At 67.0% G+C, this 19,813-nt stretch carries 22 protein-coding genes and 2 tRNA genes; 6 read left to right on the forward strand and 18 right to left on the reverse strand.

Going from position 1 to position 19,813, the window contains the following annotated elements; genetic code table 11:
• The coding region (locus tag AC2CHE_RS03515) for a hypothetical protein (protein WP_484503429.1) at positions 1–249 on the forward strand (249 nt) is incomplete at its 5' end.
• Between the two features lie 425 nt (positions 250–674).
• Positions 675–902 carry a hypothetical protein gene (locus AC2CHE_RS03520; RefSeq protein WP_484503430.1) on the forward strand — a complete coding sequence of 76 codons (228 nt, stop codon included), beginning with the start codon at positions 675–677 and terminating at the stop codon, positions 900–902.
• 4 nt (positions 903–906) lie between these two features.
• On the opposite strand, the gene AC2CHE_RS03525 is transcribed toward AC2CHE_RS03520, so the two are convergent.
• The 6 genes from AC2CHE_RS03525 to AC2CHE_RS03550 form a co-directional block, all read right to left on the reverse strand.
• The gene (locus tag AC2CHE_RS03525) at positions 907–1,704 is read right to left on the reverse strand and encodes a carbon-nitrogen hydrolase family protein (protein WP_484503431.1); all 798 of its coding nucleotides are present in this window, start codon (positions 1,702–1,704) and stop codon (positions 907–909) included.
• Between the two features lie 133 nt (positions 1,705–1,837).
• Positions 1,838–3,133, reverse strand: coding sequence for an ATP-dependent Clp protease ATP-binding subunit ClpX (gene clpX, locus AC2CHE_RS03530; RefSeq protein WP_210830537.1), 1,296 nt, complete (start codon positions 3,131–3,133; stop codon positions 1,838–1,840).
• A gap of 197 nt (positions 3,134–3,330) precedes the next feature.
• Entirely contained in the window at positions 3,331–3,993 is a 663-nt protein-coding gene (locus AC2CHE_RS03535) for an ATP-dependent Clp protease proteolytic subunit (protein ID WP_484503432.1), read from the reverse strand.
• Between the two features lie 14 nt (positions 3,994–4,007).
• Positions 4,008–4,649 (reverse strand): ClpP family protease, encoded by a 642-nt coding sequence (locus AC2CHE_RS03540; protein WP_484503433.1) that lies wholly within the window; start codon positions 4,647–4,649, stop codon positions 4,008–4,010.
• A gap of 170 nt (positions 4,650–4,819) precedes the next feature.
• A complete protein-coding gene (gene tig / locus AC2CHE_RS03545; protein ID WP_484503434.1) occupies positions 4,820–6,166 on the reverse strand; it encodes a trigger factor in 1,347 nt (448 codons plus the stop codon).
• 158 nt (positions 6,167–6,324) lie between these two features.
• A tRNA-Pro gene (locus AC2CHE_RS03550) sits at positions 6,325–6,398 on the reverse strand.
• A gap of 325 nt (positions 6,399–6,723) precedes the next feature.
• Between AC2CHE_RS03550 and AC2CHE_RS03555 the strand changes: the two genes are divergently transcribed.
• Positions 6,724–6,797: transfer RNA gene (locus AC2CHE_RS03555), tRNA-Gly, on the forward strand.
• A 53-nt stretch (positions 6,798–6,850) separates the two neighbouring features.
• Here the strand turns inward: AC2CHE_RS03555 and AC2CHE_RS03560 are convergent.
• The 7 genes from AC2CHE_RS03560 to AC2CHE_RS03590 all read right to left on the reverse strand — a co-directional run bounded on the left by AC2CHE_RS03560 (position 6,851) and on the right by AC2CHE_RS03590 (position 13,079).
• Complete coding sequence (locus tag AC2CHE_RS03560) at positions 6,851–8,155, reverse strand: tyrosine-type recombinase/integrase (protein WP_484503435.1); 1,305 nt, start codon at positions 8,153–8,155, stop codon at positions 6,851–6,853.
• On the reverse strand, positions 8,155–8,373 hold the full coding sequence (locus AC2CHE_RS03565; RefSeq protein ID WP_210830539.1) for a helix-turn-helix domain-containing protein: 219 nt from the start codon (positions 8,371–8,373) through the stop codon (positions 8,155–8,157). Before AC2CHE_RS03565 ends, AC2CHE_RS03560 begins: the two co-directional genes overlap by 1 nt.
• A gap of 20 nt (positions 8,374–8,393) precedes the next feature.
• Positions 8,394–10,196 (reverse strand): replication initiator, encoded by a 1,803-nt coding sequence (locus tag AC2CHE_RS03570; RefSeq protein WP_484503436.1) that lies wholly within the window; start codon positions 10,194–10,196, stop codon positions 8,394–8,396.
• Entirely contained in the window at positions 10,193–10,831 is a 639-nt protein-coding gene (locus AC2CHE_RS03575) for a DUF2637 domain-containing protein (protein ID WP_484503437.1), read from the reverse strand. The genes AC2CHE_RS03570 and AC2CHE_RS03575 overlap by 4 nt, the downstream gene beginning before the upstream one ends.
• Positions 10,828–12,219, reverse strand: coding sequence for an FtsK/SpoIIIE domain-containing protein (locus AC2CHE_RS03580; protein WP_484503438.1), 1,392 nt, complete (start codon positions 12,217–12,219; stop codon positions 10,828–10,830). The genes AC2CHE_RS03575 and AC2CHE_RS03580 overlap by 4 nt, the downstream gene beginning before the upstream one ends.
• Before the next feature lie 38 nt (positions 12,220–12,257).
• Positions 12,258–12,557: a hypothetical protein gene (locus AC2CHE_RS03585; RefSeq protein ID WP_484503439.1), complete on the reverse strand. Its 300-nt coding sequence runs from the start codon at positions 12,555–12,557 to the stop codon at positions 12,258–12,260.
• Between the two features lie 93 nt (positions 12,558–12,650).
• On the reverse strand, positions 12,651–13,079 hold the full coding sequence (locus tag AC2CHE_RS03590; protein WP_484503440.1) for a hypothetical protein: 429 nt from the start codon (positions 13,077–13,079) through the stop codon (positions 12,651–12,653).
• A 181-nt stretch (positions 13,080–13,260) separates the two neighbouring features.
• Here AC2CHE_RS03590 and AC2CHE_RS03595 point away from each other — a divergent pair, with 181 nt between their 5' ends.
• Positions 13,261–14,043: an XRE family transcriptional regulator gene (locus AC2CHE_RS03595; protein ID WP_484503441.1), complete on the forward strand. Its 783-nt coding sequence runs from the start codon at positions 13,261–13,263 to the stop codon at positions 14,041–14,043.
• Here AC2CHE_RS03595 and AC2CHE_RS03600 read toward each other — a convergent pair.
• The 3 genes from AC2CHE_RS03600 to AC2CHE_RS03610 form a co-directional block, all read right to left on the reverse strand.
• Complete coding sequence (locus tag AC2CHE_RS03600) at positions 14,028–14,753, reverse strand: GntR family transcriptional regulator (RefSeq protein ID WP_484503442.1); 726 nt, start codon at positions 14,751–14,753, stop codon at positions 14,028–14,030. The two genes, AC2CHE_RS03595 and AC2CHE_RS03600, sit on opposite strands and share 16 nt — an antisense overlap.
• Before the next feature lie 345 nt (positions 14,754–15,098).
• Positions 15,099–15,341: a hypothetical protein gene (locus tag AC2CHE_RS03605; RefSeq protein WP_484503443.1), complete on the reverse strand. Its 243-nt coding sequence runs from the start codon at positions 15,339–15,341 to the stop codon at positions 15,099–15,101.
• A complete protein-coding gene (locus AC2CHE_RS03610) occupies positions 15,334–15,585 on the reverse strand; it encodes a hypothetical protein (RefSeq protein WP_484503444.1) in 252 nt (83 codons plus the stop codon). Before AC2CHE_RS03610 ends, AC2CHE_RS03605 begins: the two co-directional genes overlap by 8 nt.
• Positions 15,586–15,968: 383 nt before the next feature.
• On the opposite strand from AC2CHE_RS03610, the gene AC2CHE_RS03615 reads away from it, so the two are divergent.
• Together AC2CHE_RS03615 and AC2CHE_RS03620 are read left to right on the forward strand one after the other, a co-directional pair.
• Complete coding sequence (locus AC2CHE_RS03615) at positions 15,969–17,198, forward strand: helix-turn-helix domain-containing protein (RefSeq protein WP_484503445.1); 1,230 nt, start codon at positions 15,969–15,971, stop codon at positions 17,196–17,198.
• 23 nt (positions 17,199–17,221) lie between these two features.
• A complete protein-coding gene (locus tag AC2CHE_RS03620) occupies positions 17,222–17,689 on the forward strand; it encodes an NUDIX domain-containing protein (RefSeq protein WP_484503446.1) in 468 nt (155 codons plus the stop codon).
• Positions 17,690–17,774: 85 nt separating this feature from the next.
• Here the strand turns inward: AC2CHE_RS03620 and AC2CHE_RS03625 are convergent, their stop codons facing one another.
• A complete protein-coding gene (locus AC2CHE_RS03625) occupies positions 17,775–18,455 on the reverse strand; it encodes an MAE_28990/MAE_18760 family HEPN-like nuclease (protein WP_484503447.1) in 681 nt (226 codons plus the stop codon).
• Positions 18,456–18,461: 6 nt separating this feature from the next.
• Positions 18,462–19,571: a GmrSD restriction endonuclease domain-containing protein gene (locus AC2CHE_RS03630; RefSeq protein WP_484503448.1), complete on the reverse strand. Its 1,110-nt coding sequence runs from the start codon at positions 19,569–19,571 to the stop codon at positions 18,462–18,464.
• Positions 19,572–19,813 lie beyond the last annotated feature (242 nt).

Raw genomic sequence — 19,813 nt, forward strand, 5'->3', positions numbered from 1 at the left:
TCCCGACAACAAAAAATGCTGCCAAAACCCACAACCACAAAGGCCATGAGCAAAACTTGGCACTGGCTTATCAAACACCCTGTTGAGTTCTCAAAGAACAACCACACACCAAACCCGGCGTCGTTAAAAAACCGCGTTCGGGGCAACCGCTCCAAACTATCCGAGCCGCGCTTCGAGGTCAACCTGAGTGATCAGGTGCTCGCAGCTGACCCGGGGCCCACGCCGTCGCCCACCTTGCGGTGTCAGTGACTGTCGTGGAGAACCGCAGACCGGCCGATCATCACTCGTGATAATCCGCCCGGCTCCTGCCGGCCCCAGTACCGTACCCGGTCGGCTTCGCGATCGCAACTCCATCTCGCAGAGTCGCTCCGCACCGCCCGGCCTCAGCGCCGCGCTGACATCGCCTGCGCGTTGCTGCCGCCCGTTCTCGGCCGGTTTGCCCCGGCCTCCCGCGTGCAGAGAGAAAGTTACGCGGACACCCCCGAGAAGGCAAATCACCAGTCATCGATGCAGGCTTCCAGTTCGATGGACGCCGTTGGGGTGGCATCCCCACGGTCGGTCCCGGCCGACGACTCGGCTGGTCCAACCCGGCCGATGCGGGTACGAACCCAGTCTCTGCTGAGTGTCTCCGCGCAGACGGCCACGAGGGGTTCCGACGTGCCAGAGTGTCAGGCATGGATGACGTGTCCCGGCCCGTGAGCCCGGTCCTCGCCGAGGACGCGCTGCTCGGCCTGCTGTTACCGATATGGCAACTGCTCATCGGGGCCTTCGTGCTCTTCGCGGTCCTGGTCTCGATCGGCCGGCTGGCCCGACGCGGTCCGACCCGGATGAGTACCGCTCTTCTGATCACCGCGGCCGCCATCGCCGGCTTCGCGCTGGTTGGCGTACTACTTCAGGGATAGGTCGTCAGAGCCGGCGATTCGCCAGGCTCGGCAGCTCGGCACGGATCCGGTCCAGGCAGCTCAGGTCGATGTCGGTTACCGCGAGCCCCGGACCATCAGGCACCTGAGACAGCACCGTCCCCCACGGATCGATCACCATGCTCCGCCCGTAGCAGGTGCGGCCGGGTTCGTGGTCACCGGTCTGCCCGGCTGCCGCGACGAAGCACTGGTTCTCGATCGCGCGGGCCCGCAGCAGCACCTCCCAGTGATCTCTCCCGGTGTGCATCATGAAAGCCGCCGGCACCACCAACAGCTGGGCGGCACCAACGGTGGCCAACTGTCGATAGAGCTCGGGGAAACGCAGGTCGTAGCAGATCGACAGGCCCACCCGTAACCCTTCGACGTCGACCAGGACCGGCTGCTCCCCGGGAGCCACGGTCGCGGACTCCCGGTAGGAGACGCGGCCGGGAATCTCCACGTCGTACAGGTGGATTTTGCGGTACGAGGCAGCGAGCGAGCCGGCACGGTCGAAGACGAGTGTGGTGTTCCAGGTGCGGTCCGGGTCGGGACCCGCCTCGTGGTACGAGCCGGCGATCAGCCAGACACCGTGCCGGCGAGCGGCAGCGGCGAAGAACTGACCCACCCGGCCGTCCGCGGACTCCGGTGCCGGCATCGCGGCACCTGGTCCGAGATAGTCGACGTACTCCGGCAGCAGCACCAGGTCCGCGCCGGCCTCGGCAGCGCGATCGATCAGAGTTTCCGCGGCGGCGAGGTTCGCCTCTCGGTCATCGCGGGAGTTCAGCTGGCAGACGGCGAGGCGCATGACTGCCAGCGTACGGGTGGGCGGTGGCCGGCCGCAGTGTGCGGTCGAGGGAACCTCGTGCGGCAACGCGTCGGTCGCCGCCACCCATACCTCGGCATCGTTGGCATCGGCAAGATTGAGCCGCCGGTCGAGTTCAGGCGGACTTCTCCTCGCGCTCGCGCCGAGCACGGCGACCCGTGAACTCGCGCGGAACGATCGTCGGGTTCACGTTTTCCAGCACCGCCTCACGCGTGATCAGCACCCGGGCGGCATCAGGATTACTGGGCACCTCGTACATCACGGAGAGCAGGACCTCCTCCATGATGGCGCGCAACCCACGAGCGCCGGTGCCACGCAGCATGGCCTGATCGGCGATCGCTTCGAGGGCGGGCCGCTCGAACTCCAACTCGACGCCGTCCAGCTCGAACAGGCGCTGGTACTGCCGGACCAAGGCATTGCGCGGCTCGGTGAGGATCCTCACCAGCGCCGTGCGGTCCAGGCTCCGGACACTCGTGATCACCGGTAGCCGACCGATGAACTCGGGAATGAGCCCGAACTTGAGCATGTCCTCCGGCATCACCTGGCTGAAGATGTCGTCGGTGGAGCGGTCGGAGACAGCGCGGAGACGGGCGCCGAAACCGGTGCCCCCGTGCCCCGTACGCGCCTCGATGATCTGATCCAGACCGGCGAAGGCACCACCGCAGATGAACAGCACGTTTGTGGTGTCGATCTGGATGAACTCCTGGTGCGGGTGCTTGCGGCCGCCCTGTGGTGGCACGTTCGCGACGGTGCCCTCAAGCATCTTCAGCAGCGCCTGCTGAACGCCCTCACCCGAGACGTCACGGGTGATCGAGGGGTTCTCCGACTTGCGGGCGATCTTGTCGACCTCATCGATGTAGATGATGCCGGTCTCGGCCCGCTTGATGTCGTAGTCCGCTGCCTGAATCAGCTTGAGGAGGATGTTCTCTACGTCCTCGCCTACGTAGCCGGCCTCGGTGAGGGCGGTGGCGTCGGCGATCGCGAAGGGCACGTTCAACATCCGGGCCAGAGTCTGCGCCAGGTGAGTCTTGCCACAACCGGTCGGACCCAGCAACAGGATGTTCGACTTGGCCAGTTCCACCCCGTCGTTGCCGGAGCCCGGCGCGCCGGCCGCCTCGGCCTGGATCCGCTTGTAGTGGTTGTAGACCGCGACAGCGAGGGCCTTCTTGGCACCCTCCTGCCCCACGACGTAGTTGTCGAGGAACTGGCAGATTTCCATCGGCTTGGGAAGCTCTTCCCACTTCACCTCGCCGGACTCGGCCAGCTCCTCTTCGATGATCTCGTTGCAGAGATCGATGCACTCGTCGCAGATGTAGACCCCGGGGCCCGCGATGAGCTTCTTGACCTGCTTCTGCGACTTCCCGCAGAAGGAGCATTTCAGTAGGTCGCCGCCGTCACCGATCCGTGCCACCTACGTTCTCCCTGCGCTCATCGGCCGGAGCCCCGGCCACGATCTGCGGACGCTGACGCTCCGCCCGTCTTTCCCCTCGCCCGCCGAAGCGGTACGGACCCGACGTTACCCGCTGCCGGAGGTTTCTCCGACCCCCAAATCGGGTGTGTCAGAGGTCGGTCGGCAACGAGCCCGACCGACCTCTGACCCGGTAGCGGTCAGTTGGCCGCGTTCGCGGCCAACAGACCCTTCTTACGACTGGTGAGGATCGTGTCGACCAGCCCGTACTCGCGGGCCTCCTCAGCCGTCATAATCTTGTCGCGATCGATGTCCTTGCGGACGAGATCGACCGGGCGGTTGCAGTGCCGGGAGAGCATCTCCTCCAGCTGGGTACGCATCCGCAGGATTTCCTTGGCCTGGATCTCGATGTCCGAGCCCTGCCCGTAGCCGCCCTCGGTGGCCGGCTGGTGGATGATGATGCGCGAGTTCGGCAGGGCCATCCGCTTGCCCGGAGTGCCGGCCGAGAGCAGCACCGCGGCGGCCGAGGCGGCCTGGCCGAGACAGACCGTCGAGATGTCCGGCCGGACGTACTGCATGGTGTCGTAGATCGCCGTCATGGCGGTGAACGAGCCGCCCGGCGAGTTGATGTACATGATGATGTCCCGGTCGGGGTCCGTCCCCTCCAGAGTGAGCAGCTGTGCCATCACGTCGTTGGCCGACGCGTCGTCCACCTGCACGCCAAGGAAGATGATGCGGTCCTCGAAGAGCTTGTTGTACGGGTTGGACTCCTTGACCCCGTACGACGTGCGCTCGACGAACGACGGCAGAACATAACGGTTGTGCACGGCCGCGAACTGGGGCGGCAGGCTGAGGTCGGTCATCGTCTGCTCCTCGATCAGCTCAGGGTCCCGGCGCCCTCGGGAACCTGAGCAGCCCCCGTGATCACCTTGTCGATGAAGCCGTAGTCGACGGCCTCCTGGGCGGTGAACCAGCGGTCCCGGTCCGAGTCCGCCTCGATCTGCGCCGGCTGCTGATTGGTGTGGAAGGCGACGCGCTCCTGGAACATCCGCTTGGTGTACAGCATCTGCTCGGCCTGGATCGCGATGTCGGCGGCGGTGCCGCCCATCCCGCCGGAGGGCTGGTGCATCATGATCCGGGCGTGCGGAAGGGCGTAACGCTTGCCCTTCGTGCCCGCGCAGAGCAGCAGCTGGCCCATGGAGGCGGCCATGCCCATCGCCACGGTCGACACATCGTTGTCGATGAACTGCATCGTGTCGTAGATGGCCATGCCGGAGTAGACCGAGCCACCGGGCGAGTTGATCCAGAGGTTGATGTCGCGGTCCGGGTCTTCCGCGGCGAGCAGCAGCAGCTGCGCGCAGATGCGGTTGGCGACCTGGTCGGTCACCTCGCTGCCCAGGAAGACGATCCGCTCCTTGAGCAACCGGTTGTAGACCGAGTCGTCGAGGTTGCCAATGGTGTCACCGCCGCGGGCGTCAATCGCCCGAAGCGGCTTCGCTGGGTTGTGCATGTCGGTCATGGCAGCCCTTCGCTCTCCGTACCGTCGTGTCCGACACTAACCGCTGGGCCGGTCGCCGGACTCCCGGTCCGGGCACTGTTCGCTCTCAGCGCAGCAGACCGAAGGCGTACCCGGAAAGGGGATCGGGCCACCACCCACCGCGACCGGCGGACGGTGGCCCCACCCGGCGATCAGTGCTCGTGTGAGTGCTCCTGCTCACTCGCCTCACGCAGCGCGTCCATGGTCACCACGTTGCCGGCCGAGTCCTTGATCGTGATGCGCTCCATCACCGAAGCCAGTGCCTTGCCCCGCCGGACGTCGCCGTACACCGCGCCGGCGGTGCCGGAGCGAACAAGCTGGTCGTAGTACTGCTGGGGGGCCATGCCGGCGCGCTGGGCGCGGTGGACGATCTCGTGACCGAACTCGTCGTCGGAGACCTGCACGTCCTCGGCGTCGGCGAGGGTGTCGAGCAGCAGCTGGACCTTCACACCCTGGGTGGCGGCGTCGGTCAGCTCGGCGTCGATCTGCTCCTCGGTCTTCTCCTCGGCGGCGAGGTAGTCCTCCATCGAGGCGCCGATGCGCTCCAGCTGGTCGGCCATCGCCTCCTTGCGGCTCTCCACCTCGTCGCGGATCACGCCTTCCGGCGCCGGCACGTCGGCAGCCTCGACGAGCTGCTCCAGGGCCTTGTCCCGGGCGGCGTAGATCTGCTCGACCCGCTTGCCCCGAGTGACCCGCTCGCGCAGGTCGGCGCGCAGCTCCTCGATGGTGTCGAACTCGCTGGCGAGCTGGGCGAAATCGTCGTTCAGCTCGGGCAGCTCCTTCTCCTTGACCGTACGCACGGTCACCAGCACCTCGGCGTCACGACCAGCGAAGTCGCCGCCCACCAGCTGGGTGGTGAAGGTGGTGTCCTCGCCGGCGGAGAGGCCAACGACCGCCTCGTCCAGGCCCGGCAGGAGCTGCTTGCTGCCCACCTCGTGCGAGATGTTGCTGGCCGAGCCGCCCGGCACCTCCTCGCCGTCGACGGTCGCCCGCAGGTCGATCTGGACGTAGTCGCCCTCGGCCGCGGCCCGCTCGACGGTCTTCAGGGTGGCGAAGCGCTCACGCAGACCGCTCACCTGCTCGTCGATCTCGCTGTCGTCGATCTGCAACTCGTCGACGGTGACCTCGATCGAGGCCAGGTCGGGCACGGTGATCTCCGGCCGGACGTCCACCTCGGCGGTGAAGTTGAGCGAGTCACCGTCGTTGAACTCGGTGATCTCGACCTCGGGACGCCCCAGCGTCTTCAGGTCGTGCTCGCGGACCGCGGAGAGGATGTTCTGCGGAATCGCCTCCTGCACCGCCTCGTTGAGCACGGTGCCCCGACCGACCCGCTGATCGATGATCGCCGGCGGCACCTTCCCCTTACGGAAGCCGGGGATCTGGATCTGCTGGCCGATCTCCCGGTACGCCTTCTTGAGGCTCGGCTCGAGCTCGACGAACGGCACCTCGATGGCGAGCCGCACGCGCGTCGGGCTCAGAGTCTCGACGGTGCTCTTCACAGGCGTACTCCTTGACGGATCTCGGTTGAGTCTGGGCGCACTTTTCGGCCCATCGAGTGTAGGCGAGCCGGCACGCCGGACCAGCAGCGCCCGGTGCCGGCGGCGGGCCTGCCCCACGTGCCGGTCGTCCGGGTGCCGCCGTCTGGTGCTTGCGGCAGTCGGGGTGGCGGGATTTGAACCCACGGCCCCTCGCTCCCAAAGCGAGTGCGCTACCAAGCTGCGCCACACCCCGTGGCGACGAGCAGTCTATGCCGTCCCTCCGACAACCGGATGCCGGGGCGTCACCCAACGCGCCGAACGAGGACGAACCGGGCGTCAATACTCCCCCAGGCGGCAGGCGGCAGGCGGCAGGCGGCAGGCGGCAGGCGGCAGGCGGCAGGCGGCAGGCGGCAGGCGGCAGGCGGGTGCAGTTTCCCTGATGTTGTCCTCTCCCGGCGGCCGGACACGACAACATCCCTGATGTTGTCGTGTCGATGCGGCGCGGAGACGGGATACGGCCGCGCGGCCGGCGCGGGTATTGGGTAGGCTGTCGGGCGCACCCGGTCCTCCGGGTGTACGCGGGCGTAGCTCAATGGCAGAGCTTCAGTCTTCCAAACTGACGGTGCGGGTTCGATTCCCGTCGCCCGCTCCACGAACTCCGGCCCAGGTCAACGGCGTGATCGCCGAACCTGGGCCGTTTCCGTTCTAGCTCTCTTTGATCTTGCGTGCCATTGGCGTGCCAGTAGCGCCGGCCGTGCCGTCGGAGGCGGTCTTACGTGCCGGCCGCGTGGCCTTCTTGCCCTTGGCCGGCTTCCGCTTGGTCGGCTCGTCGCCGGCCGCGCCGATAGCCGCCGTGTTCTTGCTCCGCTTGGCATTGGCCGTGCCCGTCGCGCGCTTGGTCTGCTTGGTGATGCGACGGTCCATGGCGTCGGCGATTTCCCGGTCACGCTCGCTGTTGGCGTGCTGGTAGATCAGCGCCGCTCGCATGCTGGCGTGCCCCATCCGGTGCATCAGGTCACGAGTGCTGGCCCCGGTCGCCGCCGCCAGGTTGTTGCCCGTGTGCCGCAGGTCGTGGAAGTGGAACCCCTCTGGCATGCCAGCCGCCCGCAGCGCCGCCGACCAGCCGACCGCGCGCCGGAAGTTGCCGGAACGCAGCACCGCCCCCTTGTCCCCGGTGAAGACCAGCGCCTCCGGCCCCTTCGCCACGAACTCATCCAGGTGATCGGCCAACACGAGCCGTGCCGCCGCCGGCAGCGTCACCACCCGGTTGCCCGCCTCCGACTTGGGCGGTCCAAACTCCATCCGGTTGCGCAGCGCCGCGAGCTTGCGCGGCACCCGCACGGTGCCCGTCGTCAGGTCGACGTCCCCGCGCCGCAGCGCCGCCAGCTCACCCCAGCGCAGCCCGGAGAACGCGGCGACGATCACCAGCGCGGAGAACCGGGCCGGCATCCGCTCGGCGAGCGAGAGCACCTGGGCGGCGGTCGCCACTGGCCGCTCAGGCGTGTGATAGCGGTCATAGCCCGGGATCCGGCACGGGTTCTGCCGAATCAGCTCATCCTCCTTAACGGCGGTGTTGAGGATCGCTCGCAGCAGCGAGTACGCCTTGACCGCCTGCGGCTCGCTGGTGCCGCCGTCGAGCAGCGTGCGCCGCCAGGTGCGGATGGTCTGCGGCTTGATCGCGCCCAGGGCGAGCCCGCCGAGGTGCGGGCGGATGTGCAGCCGGAACAGGTCTTCGTAGTTCTCGCGGCTGCGCGGCTGGAGCTTCCGTTCGGCGATCCACTTCCGGCCGTACGGCTCAAGCTTGATCTCGCCCGCCTCCGGAGCCGACCACTCCCCCTTGATGATCTCCGACTCCACGACGGTCAACCACTTGCCTGCCTGCCGCTCGGTCTCGAAGGTGTGCGGAGCCTTCCGCTCCAACCCGTCCGGCCCGACGTACCGCGCTTGGAACCGCCCGGACGGCAGCCGCCGCACGTTGCCGAAACGCCTCCGGCCCTTGCTGCCCGCCATCAGGCCACCTCCCCCAGGTAGTCACGCAACTGCGCCCGGGTCATCGGCACCACCCGGTTTGTCTCGATGTACGCGGCCACGGCGGACGCCTCGAAGCGCACCAGCCGGCCGACCTTCACGAACGCGATCCGCCGCTCAGCCACCAGCCGGCGCACGAATCGCGGCGTTGCCTTCAGGCGAGCGGCGACCTCATCGGCGGTCAACAGCTCGTCATCCATGCGGTTGCTCCCTCCCCGGTTCAGGCCGCGAGCGCGGCGGGTTGATTGGCTGCCGAAACAACGCCGGCTGTTCGCTGCCGCGCGACGTCGAGGTCTGCGCGCCATCGGATCCGTGCCGATACCGCGCGTAGAAGGCGGTGTTCCAGTGGCGGCACGTCGGGGTCTTCCGGTCGGGCGAGTTCGAACCGGTATCGGTTCGGCCCGTCTGCCTCGTCGGGCGCCTGGTCGTGTTCCTCGGTGTCGGCCATGCCGCCCGCCAAGATGGCCCGCACCCAGGCGCGGTTGTCGGCGCGGTGGTCGGCGAGGGTCTTCCCGGACCATTGGCGGGAGACGAGGACGCGCCGGCCGGTGAAGCCGAGGGTGGAGCGTTGGTGGACTTTCCCGGTGCAACGGCCGGGGGTCAAGCCGGCCTTGACGCCGTCGGGTTGGACGCCGTAGAGGAGCCAGTTGGCGCAGGTTGGCGAGCAGGGCAGCACGGACAGTTGCGCGTGCAGCCGGTCGAAGTGTGCCTTCTGCGCGTCGGACCGGGGCTTGGCCTGGTCGGTCAGATCCTTGGTGACGTACTTCGTCACATAGCGGATGGACCGCTCCGCATCCTTCGTGCCCTGCTCGATACCCCGGGCGTCGATCCGACCGAGGCGGGCGACGTAGGCGGGCCGGCTGTCGGGTTCCTCCAGGGCGTCGAGCGCTTCACCCCAGGTGGGCAACGGCTCGCGCGTCTTCGGGTCGACGTACTCCTGTCGGTCGACGTCCCAGACCGGCGGCTTGTCCACCGAGTACACCGGTTCGCTGAACGACGGCCACCACACCTGGTGGTAGGTGGCTGCGGCGATCTGCTTGAGCAGCCGGCGGGGCACGGTGCCGCGGATCGCGAAGTGCGCGTGCGGGGCGAGTCGCCGTTGCAGCTCGACGGCTCCGGCGTATTGGACGTTCCAGCCTGCCGCGCGGCGCACGTTCTGCCACCACCGGTCGAGGACCCGGGCGAAGTGGATCGCGTCGAGTGCGGCCCGCCGGTAGTCGTAGGTGGTCGGGTCGACGGGCGTGCCGAGCACGTCGTCATGCGGGCCGTGCCGCTGGCCGCACTCGCACGGCGCGACGTAGGGACCGCGCCGCAGGTGCGAGTGCACATGCCCGTGGGAGCCGAGGGTGAGCGTGATCAGCATGGAGGGCCGGTGGGTCTTGCCGGTCTTGCCGGAGTAGGCCCGGCCGACCGTGCGCGGGTCGACGGGCAGCCGAGGCAGGTCGGGTGAGTCCTGCCGCCGTCGGGTCGACCGTTTGCGGCGTGGGCGTTCATCGCGGTCTTTCGGGGTGAGGTGCCCGCGCAGGCTCGTCTCACCCAGCGCCTCATCCAACTCCGCTATCGCGGCGTCAATCTCGGCCAGGTGCGTGACCCGCTCGTCCGGGGTCATCGGCTGGTACTGGACCGCTTCCCGTTCGAATTCCAGGTGTGCCCGTACCCGCACGAGGGCGAGCGCGTCTTCCCCGGGGTCGTCGGGGCGGACGGCGGGTTCGTCGGCGAGGTGCCAGCCTTCCCGGATCTGCTGGATGCGCAGCCGCCGCCCCCGCTCCGCACACGGCTTGCACTTCGCCGCGAGGGTGGCCCCGCAGGGCACTTCCACGACCTCGGTCAGGCCGGTGGCGGTGTCGGTGCGGCGCAGGGCAAGGGGTCGGACGCAGACGCCGTGCTGTTCGGCGAGCTGCTTGAGCGCATCTTTGGCGAGGGGTTTGCGCATCCGGTCGGCCCGCGACCCCGGCCGAGGCCGCTCGACGGCCTCAGCGTCGGGGGTCGGGGTGGCGGTGGGAATGAGTTCGAGTTGGCTCACCGGTCACCTCCCGGACCGGCAGGGGTGCCGTTGCGCGGGGTGAACGCCGCCGCCGGGACGGGCACGAGACCGGGACGCCGTTCGCGCTCGATCGACGGCACTGGCCGCAGGACCACCGGCCGAGGCTCCTCGTCGGCATCTCGGACGACGGTCGCCGCCTGGTCGTCGTCGGATGGCACCGGCAGCCTGTCGCTTCCGGTAGGCACGTCGCTGCGTCGTTCGTTGGTCGGCTTGTCGACGGGCGGCGGTACCGGGGCGGTGGAGAACACGAGCTTGGACAGCCCGAGGAACGCCAGCGCCGGGACGGCGGACAGCAGCCAGCCGGACAGGCCCGGCTTGGCCACCGCGAGTTGCGCGGCCAAGGACAGTGCTACCGCGCACACGAGCAGGAACATCGGATACCCGATGGGGCCGCCGGTGCGGCGGCGTTGCCGGATGGTCAGCAGTGCGGCCAGGGGTAGGAGTTCGGAGATGGCGGCGTTGGCCCAGCCGAACCAGTCCCCGGTACCGGCCGGGGAGTTCGCCATGGTCCAGTCATGGACGTGCGTGAACGACGCCGCTCCGGCCAGCCCGCCGACGACGAGGACGATGAGCACCAGGACCACGCCCTCCACCCGTTGCGCGTTGTTCTTCACGCGGTCTCCTCCCGCTCGTCGGTGGTGTCGGTGGGGTGGTCGAGTCGGCGGTAGGTGTGGCCGAGGGAGCGGATGTCGTCGTCGGTGAGGTAGGCGAAGCGGACCCGGACGGGTTCGCGGACGCCGTCGAGGACGACGAACCCCACCCCGGGCGCGGTTTCGGGGATCCGGTCGCAGAGCGCACCCCGGTCGCGGGCGGCGTCGCCGAGGACCATGTCCACCTGCTCCGGTTCGGTCAGCCGCAGCCCGATGCGGGTCGGGAACAGATCCCGAAACGGCAGCACGTCCTTACGCGGATCCTGCAAGGCGGCGATGACATGCACGCCGACCGCCCGGCCCTGGGAGAGCAGCAGGCCGAGGGATTCCTTGATCCGGTCGCGGACCTTCCGATCGGTGATGTAGGCGGTCAACGCGGCCAGCTCATCGATGACCAGGACCAGCAACGGGTCCTCGACCGTCGGCACATGCTGCCGGGTCACACCACGCAGCCGCGCCGCCCGCAGCCGCATCCGCTTGACCGCTTCGTCGAGAACGCCGGCCATGGCGTCGGGGTCGTCGTAGGCGAACCGGGCGAACAACGGCCCCCCGGCCGCCAACTCCATGCCGCCCTTCGGATCGAAGGCCCACACCTCCACCAGACCGGAGCGGATGCCGCCGGCCAGGGAGCGGATGAGTGACCACAACACCGAGCCCTTACCCGCCCCGGTCGCCCCGGCGATGAGGACGTGTGAACCGGCCAGCCGCAGCCGGTACGGTTCCCCGTCTTCCCGGACGCCGAGCGGCAGCCCGCCGAGGTCGGGCACGTCCGTCACGGGCAGCGGCGTCACGATGCCGGCAAGGGGGTCGCGGCGCATGAAGCGCACCACCACCCGGTCGGGACGGTCGGTGGAGCGGGCTTGGCCGGTGTGCTGGCGGAAGGCGTAGGCGAGACGTTCCGCGGCTTGGCCCCAGTCGTCAGGGATCTGGCCGGGAAGCATCCGCGCGGTCAGCTCATCGCCCCACCGGTCACAGCGCACCTTGACCAGCCGGGGCACGTACCGGTCACCACCGAAAACCGTCGCCAAGCCGCAGGTAGCCATGACCGACGCCCACCGAGGCCGGTACACCACCAACGCCCGGAGCCGGGCGACGAGCGGGTACCAGCCGAACCGCCACCAGGAGGCCGGATGCCACCGCCACCACGCCGCGCAGCCGGCCGCAACCGTCGCGGCGACGGCGGCCAGGACCAGGCCACCGAACTCCGCGCGGATCCACAGTGCGAGCACGGTTGGGCCGGTGAGCCACCAGTAGCGAACGGCCAGGATGGTGAGGCGGAACAGGCCCCGGGCCAGCCACCAGAACACCAGCAGCCAGCCCGGAACCCGCCACGCGGGAAGACGCACATTCATCGGCGCAACGGGGATCTTGTCCCCCGGAATGATGTTGATCAGAGGCACACGCCACCCCCATGGCGACCACGGCCACGGCCGAGGGTGGCGATGCACGACCGGCACGACATCCGCCGCAGGTCGAACCGACGCGGCTTCACCCACCGGCAACAACGCGGGCAGCGGATCGCGTAGACCACGCCGGACGGCGGCGGCAGGCGCAGCGCCGACCGGACGGCCGCCTCTACCTCCCGCAGGGCATACCGCACGTCGGTCAGGCTGGTACGGACCAGCAGGAGCAAGGCCCCGACCAGCAGCGGCACGGCTGCGATCAGGGCAGGGTGAACTACGGTGGGCATCACGCCCTCCTTCATCAGACGAGGGATGAGGTGAGCGCGGGACGGGCCGGGACTCTTGGCGGGGAAACGACCCGCCCCGCGCGACAAGACAGCTCAGGCAGCCACCGAGCCCGGCATCGACGCCGCCGGACGGATCGCGGAAGCCCGCAGCGAGTACGCCATCCGGGAACGGCAGTCACCCGAGGAACGGCCCGGCTTGCACCGCTGCGAATCCACATACGGGGTCAGGGTCAGGCCCTCGAACTCCACCGCCGGCGGATAACCCGGCACGGTGGACGGTGGCGGCACCGGCTGCTGCGCGGCCACCACCTTGACCTTCACCTCAGTAGAGCGGCCGAACTTGCCGGCCTCCGGGTCCAGGTCCATCACCCGCACCACCCACACCCGCTCCCCGGTCTCCTTGTCCCGCGCCTGGTTATCCGCCTCACCACGCCGCTCAAAATCAATCTGCGGCGACACACCCAGGCACAACGCCCCGGAGGGGAAGACGTACTCGGACGGGACCGGCACCTTCAACGTCATCGGAACCACGCGCGCAGCCTCCTAGCCTCACCAGTCATCACCCTGACAACCGGTTGAGCTAACAAGCTACGTCAGCTTGTAAGCACAAGCAAGGTGAATGCGAGCCGGTTGCACAATTTGGAGAGTCCCCATCAGACGGCCGTGCGCCCGGAAGGGATGGGCTCACCCCTAACATGACCCGATGAGCGGCAGTTCAGGACAGCTGACACCGCTGGCCCGGCTGCTGAGCCACCGGAACCTCGCCCTTTCAACTTTGTCCCAGCACACCGGCATCCAGCCAGCGGAGCTACAGGCGATCAGTGACGGCGGGGTGCCGAGCCCTGGACTACTCCGAATCTTGGCGCCCGCGCTCGGCCTGCAGACCGCAGACCTGTTCGTCATCGCTGAGCTTCCGGTGCCGGACGACTTGACCCCGCTGGACGGTAACGCAGGCAGGGCCGTTACTTCCCTCGTCTGGGCAGCGGCGCAGCTTCCATCGGAGCGACGGCACCGTCTGCGCGAGATCGTTCGTTCGCTACCGCAAGCGAAGCGCAGTCGGCCATTCCCGCCCGCACCGGCCTACGACACGCACCCACCAGGCCCCCGGGCCATCATCCTGCGCATGCTCCGTAACCGGAACCTGGATCGGCTGGGAACGGCCAAATGCCTCGCCCTGGTGACGCCCCACTACCTCGCCGCTTCCACGATCGGACTCATCGGCCGAGGCGACAAGGAACTGACCCCCGACCTGGTCGCCAGCTTCGCTGCTCTGCTAGCCATACCCGCCGATGACTTGGCCGCGCTTACCGGCATCAGACCGCCCGGCACTACAGCGGTCAGCCCGGCTGCACCGGACGTGGCTGCACTGATCTGGGAAGCCCGACGCCTCACCGCAAGGCAGGCAGAAGATCTCGCCAGCGAGGCACGCGCGATGCTTCGCCGACCTGATGGGCTGAGCCGGGGAGCGAATCAGGACACGGCGTAGGTGTCTTCGATCTCGTGACGGCTGCCGGGCATGACCAGGACCGAGGTCATGATGGGGTCCCCGGACGCCTGGTGCACGGTAATGATGACGCTCATCACCGATTCGTCGGCCGGCACGTCCAGGGCGTCGGCCTCATCGGGGCTGACGCGGCGGGCGGTCATGCGTTCGGTGGCGTAGTCGGCCCGTAACCCCTTCTGCCGCGCGATGACGTCGAGCAGGCCACCCGGGATGGGCTCCGGCTTGGTGATGTCGGTGCCAACCGCGATGTCTACCGGCACGAACGTGGCGATCAGGTCGACCGGGCCGACCTCCGTGACGGTGCGGCGGCGGCGTTCGTAGACCGGCGTGCCCTCAGGAATCTTCAACTCGGCCGCGATGCGAGGGGAGGCGAGGACCGGGCCGACGTGCAGGATCTCCGTATCGCCGGTCTCGTCCAGCTCGACGGCGTCGCGGGCGTACTCCGGTGAGGTGCGGCCGGCGGCGGGTCGGCCGCGTACGAAGCTGCCCTTGCCCTGCTGCGACTCAATCCAGCCGTCCTGCTTCAGGATGCCCAACGCCTTGAGCACCGTTGGCCGAGACACCCCGAACTCCGTGCAGAGCTGGTTCTCCGACGGCAGCGCCGCACCGGGCGCGTAGTCGCCGTCCTCGATGCGCTTGCGCAGCGTGTTCAACACGCGCAGGTATTTCGGCGTCGGAATCTCGTACGCCATCGCGGGCACCCCACCTATGAACGCTGCATGTATTACAGCAGCTTATGAGTTGTTTGCATGACAGAACAAGTCAGCTCAGCCGTTCGGCTGTCACGCCCTCCACCGCAGCGGCCAACCACCCCGACCACGACGACGCCCGCACCCGTTCCGGACGAGTCGCGCCCGGCCACCGCCGAGGCAGGCAGCCGTACCGGCCGAACACCCGCAACGCTGCCCGCCGCTGCGGACAAGGACCGTTCACCCCGCAGGCCGGGCACTGTCCGTCCGCGCTCGACGGGGTGTGGCGGTCAAGCTGTGACTGCGCGGCCCGCAACTGATCCTGTACCGCCCCCGACAGGTACGTGGTCACTGTGCCGCACCCTTCGGTGCGAACAGTCGGGTCGGCACGAGGACTTGGGTACGTTCGCCGTGTTGGTGGCGTGGGGTGACCTTGGTGCCCTCGACCCAGATCCACTGCTCCCGCTCCGGGCGGTTGAGCACCAGGCGCACCCCGGTGACCCGCAACGTCACCGGCCCATCAGTAGGGCGGTAGCGGTCGGCGGCGTCGATGTGCAGCACCGCGCCGAGCCGCACCCGTAGGTCAAACACCACGCCTCCTCGTCGTCTGCCGTGCCGTCTCGGGCGGACCGGTGGGTTGAGGGCTGATCTGGAGGCCGGCGATCCGCGCGAAGACCTCCCGCCGCGCCAACGCCTCCCCGGTCGCCGGGTTGATGGCGTAGCCGGCGAGCCAGATCCAGCCGTCATACGCCGGCCGGTCACAGATCGAGGACACCCGCAGCCACAACGCCCGGTCACCGCCGAACTGCACCGACGCCCGACCGTCCAACAGCACCAGATCACCCGGATTCGGTGCGCCGGGCGGAAGGGGTTGCTGCCTGCGAGGCACCGAGGCGGGCGGGCTCAGTCGGGACCGTCGTTCGGGTCGCGGTCCCATGCCAGCACCCACCCCGGGCCAGCCTCAGCAAGACACCGAACGACCGGACCCGGCACAGTCCAGACAGGACCGGCGGGCCAGCGGACGTGTGCGCTCCGCTCCCCGGCCGATCGCCCGGACCTGGGAACGAGCGAGGGTGTACTTCCAGCCCGCACCGGAGCAGGATTGGCAGTTGGTCGATACGTTCAGCCCCGTCATGCACACAGGCTGTGGCACGAACCGCCCAGCGACCCGGAAAAACCTTCCGGGGTCGCCGCCGACCGAGGGGAGACAGTGAACCCATGCGCGGGACCACCACCACCACCACCCTGACCATCGGCGAACGCGTCGCCTGGTACCGCCGTCGACGCGGCCTGTCGCAAGAAGTCCTCGCCGGACTCATCGGCCGTACCGCCGACTGGCTCGGCAAGGTCGAGAACAACCGGATCGACCTGGACCGCCTGTCCGTCATCAAGTCTCTCGCCGAAGCCCTGGACATCTCCCTCGGCGACCTGCTCGGCGAACCCTCCCTGCTCGACTGGACCACCGACAGCGGCACCCACACCGTGCCCGCGCTGCGCGCCGCCCTGATGAACTACCGCGCCCTCGCCCCGTTCGGCGGCAGCACCCAAGCGGAACCACCCAGCATCGCCGTGCTCAGGAAGGAAGTCGGGGCACTCTGGGACGCCTACCAGGACTCCCGATTCGGGTACGTCACCAGCCGGCTACCCGACCTGCTACACCGCGCCCAGGACGCCGCCGACCACCACGACGGCGACGACCAGGACGACGCCCGCCGGCTCCTCGGCCTCGCGTACCAGCTCGCGGCCACCCAGCTCACCAAACTCGGAGAGAGCGACCTCGCCTGGATCGCCGCCGACCGCGGCCTGTCCGCCGTCCGCCCCACCGGCGACCCGCTCATCACCGGCTCCCTGTTCCGATCCGTCGGCCACGCCCTGCACGCCACCGGCCGCTACACCGACGCCGTACGCCTCACCGAAGACGCCGCCGGCTACCTCGAACCCCATCTCAGCCAGGCCACGCCCGAGCTGCTGTCCGTCTACGGCACCCTGTTCCTGTCCGGCTCCATGGCCGCCGCACGCGCCAACGACGCCGGCACCACCCGCACCTTCCTCGCCGCAGCCGACCATGCCGCCGGCAAACTCGGTGGCGACGCCAACCACCTGTGGACCGCGTTCGGCCCGACGAACGTCGCCATCCACCGTGTTGCGACCGCCGCCGAGCTGGGAGACCTGCAAGTCGCCATCGACCTCGGCCCCCGCGTCGACACCACCGCCCTACCGATGGAACGCCGCGTCCGGCACGCCTTGGAGGTCGCTCGGGCCTACAGCTCGTGGAACCGGGTGGATGACGCCCAAGCCATGCTGCTCGACGCCGAACAGATGGCACCCGAACAGGTCCGCCACCACTTCCTCAGCCGCCAACTCGCCCTCACCTGGGTACGCCGACAACGCGGCAAACCCTCTACCGAACTGGTCAGCCTCGCCCGCCGGCTCAAGGTGCTCGACTGACCCAGCCCGTTTACGCTGCCCTGGTGACGGCCAACGAGATGCCACCCATGGCAACCCCACGCGTCGCCGCAGGCGCCCTCTTCCTCAACGACGAAGGCCACGTCCTCCTCGTACGCCCCAGCTACAAGAACCACTGGGACATCCCCGGCGGCTACGTCGAACCAGGCGAATCACCCCGCGCCGCATGTATTCGAGAAATTCGAGAAGAGCTTGGTCTAGCCGTCGAGATCAGCGGCATCTTGGCAATTGATTGGGCCCCGTCGGAAAACGAGGGAGATAAACTACTCTTCGTCTTTGACGCGGGGAGTCTTACCAAGGCCCAGGAACAAGATATCCGGTTTACCGACGGCGAACTGATGGAGTGGCGTTACGTTGCATCAGATACGCTTGAGGAGTACGGCCCGGACCGACTTGCCCGCCGCATCCGTACGGCCATAGCGGCACGCTCCAACGCAACCGGAGTCTATGCCGAACACGGCGTCGCCGTGTGAGGAACTTCCCTCACCAACCACAGCGGCGAATTCCAGCATTTGACCCCGAAGAAACCCAGGAAGAATCCTGCGCTTCGAAAAGTCTTCACTCCGAGGTGAATCGGGGTGCCGGAACAGTCGGAGCAGACCTAAGATAAGAACCCGTAGCAGCAGCATTCGAAATTTGAACTCGAACGTCGGAGAGTATAAGGAACACTCGCTCCTGGATCACCTTCCAGTCATCCAATTCGACATGCTGCTCGCGTCCATGCGCAATCGAGTTTCGATTCTTGAGCAGTCTCAAATCAATGAGCGACCGGTGAATCTCGTGGCGAGATGCGTCACAACCGATTGAATGCATAATGTCTTCAAACCGATCGAAATTCAGGTTTGAAAATGTTCGTATCGTTGCTCGGTCATACGGTAAGCGAGCAGGCGCAAGCGAGTCCTCACGGATCGCGAGAATAATCCTAGTGTGATCTGAGGACTTCTTAGAAGCTTCGCCAGCCCCCAGTAGCCCTCGAAGAGCTACAGCGGCCAACTCGGGCCGCAACTGGGCCACCGAAAGACCCTTCCTGGCCACGTATTCGAGATACATTGCGGCAGCAGCTTTAACGTACCCTTCCCATTGTCCATAAACGATACCTAAACCGCCGCGGAGGACCGCCGGGAGTTCGTGGGGCCGCACCGATCTAGCCACGCCTTCCCACTGGCCAATCTCACGCTTGCGCCACTTAAGCTCCTCCGTCAAGCTTGACTCTAATTGGTCAACGGTCCGGATGGCCATAGCGCGTCAGGGAACGAAGATCCGCGAGCCGATAGGGCCCATCTTGGGAATCCTGGTCGTCGCTCGCACCCCTGCACCAGAATTCTTAATGAACTCTGCGTCATTCCAAAGTTCCGAAATCTTAGTCTTGAGCTTGTTGGCTCGATCAGACTGAGACAGCCCTCGCCACTGGGGAAGGTTACCTGCAACCCCTAAGGCGATTGCTTCAAACGCCGAGACGCTGAAGGCTCCGGCAGACCTATTCTTGAGCCTGTTGTAGCGGCGGAAAATTTCCGGCCCGACCGCACCGAGCACGTCGAAAACGTCCTTAAAATCCCGCTCCTGCGCACCATATTCAAAGTTTGGATCACGAGCAAAGTCGAGAGCTCTGTCCGTCAAGAAACTATCGACATCCGCGAACGACCTGAGCTCCGAAGCGGTACTGTTCTTAAACACCAAGTATCTTACGACCAGCTCCAGGTCATACTGTTCGGCGAGTTGACGCTCCGTGAGCGGAACGCAATCTTCGTAACCCCCGTGCTTACGCAAGGCATCGAGCCAGTCATAGAAGCGAGGGTTTGCCATGAGGAGTTGTGCCGTCCTCACTTCCTGGGGAGATGTTGGCGTTCCCCCGCTGTTCAAACGATCAAAGACCTCATACTTGACCGCATCGTCACTTTCCTTCAGAAGAATCCGAAAATCCAAACGAGCACGCTTGAAGCTAATCCTCAGCGCGTTCGGAAATGGATTATCGCCATCAATGAAGGTGGCCCCCTCAAGGCTGGCTAGATACTTTGTCTTGACGAGCGTAGTAGGAGGACGAATTTCCCCTGTGGCGGCGTCACGAAGCTCACCCATAAACTGAAGAATCGTCGAAAGACGCTGGAGTCCATCAACCACTTCCCAGACGCCATCTTCTCGTTGAGCCACGAAAATATTCGGAAGGGGAATATCTAGCAGGATCGACTCAATTAGGCGAGATTGCTGTTCGATTGACCAACGAAACAAGCGCTGAAACTCGGGGCGAATAATAATCTCCTCGTCCCGATAAAGATTAGCAACCTCACCAATTGACATCTGATAGCCGTCGGACCGAATGCTCTGGCGGTTCTGATCCACCTCGTGCTCCAGACTCACTCGGCCACTCCATTCGGCTCGCATCGGACTCACGCCAGCATCCACATCCACACTCTAGCCTCTGGACAATACTTCGACTTGAACAGGATGACCAGCCGGCAGCATGCCCAGCTTCTCGTCTCGATGGATCCGTCTCTCCGTCAGAATCCGCGGCGCCAAGAGCAGCGTGACACTGAAAGCTTGACTGACGAGCGCTTCTACAAAAGCCAGCCGATAACTCTGGAACTGACAGCCAGCACGTC

The organism is Micromonospora sp. ATLC16, assembly GCF_057196645.1.

What these genes read in the sequence shown, in the direction of transcription:
- AC2CHE_RS03520 (WP_484503430.1), top strand. Translation starts at nt 675, where the DNA reads ATGGATGACGTGTCCCGGCCCGTGAGCCCGGTCCTCGCCGAGGACGCG.
- AC2CHE_RS03525 (WP_484503431.1), bottom strand. Translation starts at nt 1,704, where the DNA reads ATGCGCCTCGCCGTCTGCCAGCTGAACTCCCGCGATGACCGAGAGGCG.
- AC2CHE_RS03535 (WP_484503432.1), bottom strand. Translation starts at nt 3,993, where the DNA reads ATGACCGACCTCAGCCTGCCGCCCCAGTTCGCGGCCGTGCACAACCGT.
- AC2CHE_RS03540 (WP_484503433.1), bottom strand. Translation starts at nt 4,649, where the DNA reads ATGACCGACATGCACAACCCAGCGAAGCCGCTTCGGGCGATTGACGCC.
- AC2CHE_RS03560 (WP_484503435.1), bottom strand. Translation starts at nt 8,155, where the DNA reads ATGGCGGGCAGCAAGGGCCGGAGGCGTTTCGGCAACGTGCGGCGGCTG.
- AC2CHE_RS03565 (WP_210830539.1), bottom strand. Translation starts at nt 8,373, where the DNA reads ATGGATGACGAGCTGTTGACCGCCGATGAGGTCGCCGCTCGCCTGAAG.
- AC2CHE_RS03580 (WP_484503438.1), bottom strand. Translation starts at nt 12,219, where the DNA reads ATGAATGTGCGTCTTCCCGCGTGGCGGGTTCCGGGCTGGCTGCTGGTG.
- AC2CHE_RS03585 (WP_484503439.1), bottom strand. Translation starts at nt 12,557, where the DNA reads ATGCCCACCGTAGTTCACCCTGCCCTGATCGCAGCCGTGCCGCTGCTG.
- AC2CHE_RS03590 (WP_484503440.1), bottom strand. Translation starts at nt 13,079, where the DNA reads ATGACGTTGAAGGTGCCGGTCCCGTCCGAGTACGTCTTCCCCTCCGGG.
- AC2CHE_RS03595 (WP_484503441.1), top strand. Translation starts at nt 13,261, where the DNA reads ATGAGCGGCAGTTCAGGACAGCTGACACCGCTGGCCCGGCTGCTGAGC.
- AC2CHE_RS03600 (WP_484503442.1), bottom strand. Translation starts at nt 14,753, where the DNA reads ATGGCGTACGAGATTCCGACGCCGAAATACCTGCGCGTGTTGAACACG.
- AC2CHE_RS03615 (WP_484503445.1), top strand. Translation starts at nt 15,969, where the DNA reads ATGCGCGGGACCACCACCACCACCACCCTGACCATCGGCGAACGCGTC.
- AC2CHE_RS03625 (WP_484503447.1), bottom strand. Translation starts at nt 18,455, where the DNA reads ATGGCCATCCGGACCGTTGACCAATTAGAGTCAAGCTTGACGGAGGAG.